Below are 1,779 nucleotides of genomic sequence, written 5' to 3'. Positions count from 1 at the left end.
TTCTGGTGGCCGTCGAGCTTGCCGATCTCGACCTGTGTGCCGGGTGCGGCATGGGTTGCGTCGACGCGGGCGAGCGCGATGTTCTTCTTGAGGATCGGCGAACGCATCGATGAGGTGACCTCGCCGATCTGGGCGCGGCCGATGTGGATGCAGTCGCCATGGCCGACGGCGACGTTGCCGTCGATGTCGAGGCCGACCAGCTTGCGGATCGGGTTGTCCTTGCGCCGGATCAGCGCCTCGCGGCCGATGAAGTCGTCGGTCTTGGTCTTGAGCGGCACGGTAAAGCCGATGCCGGCCTCGAACGGGTCGGTCTGGTCGGAGAACTCGTAGCCGGCGAAGATGAGACCTGCCTCGATGCGCAGCATGTCGAGGGCAAGCAGGCCCATCGGCTTGAGGCCGAGCGGCTGGCCGGCTTCCCACACCGCGTCGAACACGGTCCCGGCATCGCGCGGATGGCACCACACCTCATAGCCGAGCTCGCCGGTGTAGCCGGTGCGCGAGACCACGACAGGCGTGCCATTGGCGCCGCCGATGCGGCCGATGGTGAAGCGGAACCATTCGACCTCTTCCAGCGCCGGCTGGTGCGGCGGCGTCCAGATGACGTCCTTCAGGATGGCGCGGCTGTTGGGGCCTTGCACGGCGATGTTGTGCATCTGGTCGGTGGAGGAGCGCACGAGAACCTTGAGGCCGAGCTTTTGCGCCGTCTCGCGCAGCCACTCGCCCGAATAGTCGTCGCCGCCGATCCAGCGGAAATTGTCCTGGCCGAGACGCAAAAGCGTGCCGTCGTCGATCATGCCGCCATGCTCGTAGCACATGGCGCTGTAGACGACCTGGCCGACGCCGAGCTTCTTGACGTCGCGGGTCAGCGTATACTGCAGCAGCGCTTCGGCATCGGGGCCGGTGACCTCGAACTTGCGCAAGGCCGACAGGTCCATCACCACCGCCTTCTCGCGGCAGGCCCAGTATTCCTCGATCGGCCCTTCCTTGGCGAAGGAATTGGCCAGCCAGTAGCCCTTGTACTCGACGAAGTTGCGGGTGTGCTTGGCGAAGCTCGAATGGAAACCGGTCTCTTTGGTCATCTTGGGCTCGGAATCTGGAGTGGCGCGTCTGGCTATTGCCCGCGAGAACTTGTGCTCGCCCGCATAGGTCCGCACATGGATGTCGGTGAGGTCCCAGCCATTGGCCGGCGTGGTGTCGTCTGGGCAGGCCGACGACACGCACACGATGTCGGTCAGGGCCCGCAAGAGCACATAGTCGCCGGGCCGCGACCACGGCTCGTCGGAATACATCACCCCATGCGCGTCGATGCCGGTGTTGAAGAAGAAGTTGACTGCCATCCAGCCGGCGCGGCCATTGACGCCGTGTTCGGCCAGCGCCCGGTTGAAGTTGTCCGAGCAGTTGATGTGGCCCGGATAGCCGATGTCGTCGTAATACTTGGAATAGCAGGCGAGCGCGAAGGCGTCGTGGCGGCCGCAGGTGTCCTGCACCACCTCGACCAGCGGCTCAAAGTCCTGGTCGTAATATTTGGCGTGCAGGCCGGGCATCGGATAGGCATGGCCCATCAGCGAGCGCGTCGCGGTGACGTCGAGCGGCAGGTCGCGGCCCTTGTCGAGCTTGCGGGCCGAGAAGCACTGGAAGTCGGTGCACTGGCGTCCGTCGACGTCGATGATCTGGATGTAGTCGCCGGCCTTGACGAAATAGGCTTCCGCCGTCTTCGACTTGACCCTGAGATCCAGCACCGGATCGGCCAACGGATCGGGCAGTTCGAAGCGGCGGCCC

General features: G+C 64.9%; 1 protein-coding gene. It reads right to left on the bottom strand.

The window, feature by feature from the left end; translation table 11 throughout:
- The coding region (locus ACODTY_RS23945) for a trimethylamine N-oxide demethylase (RefSeq protein ID WP_488996671.1) at positions 1-1,779 on the bottom strand (1,779 nt) is incomplete at both ends.

This window comes from Mesorhizobium sp. FG116, assembly GCF_057809835.1.
Note: the sequence above shows the minus strand (reverse complement) of the source record. Positions and strands in the feature narration are given on the sequence as shown.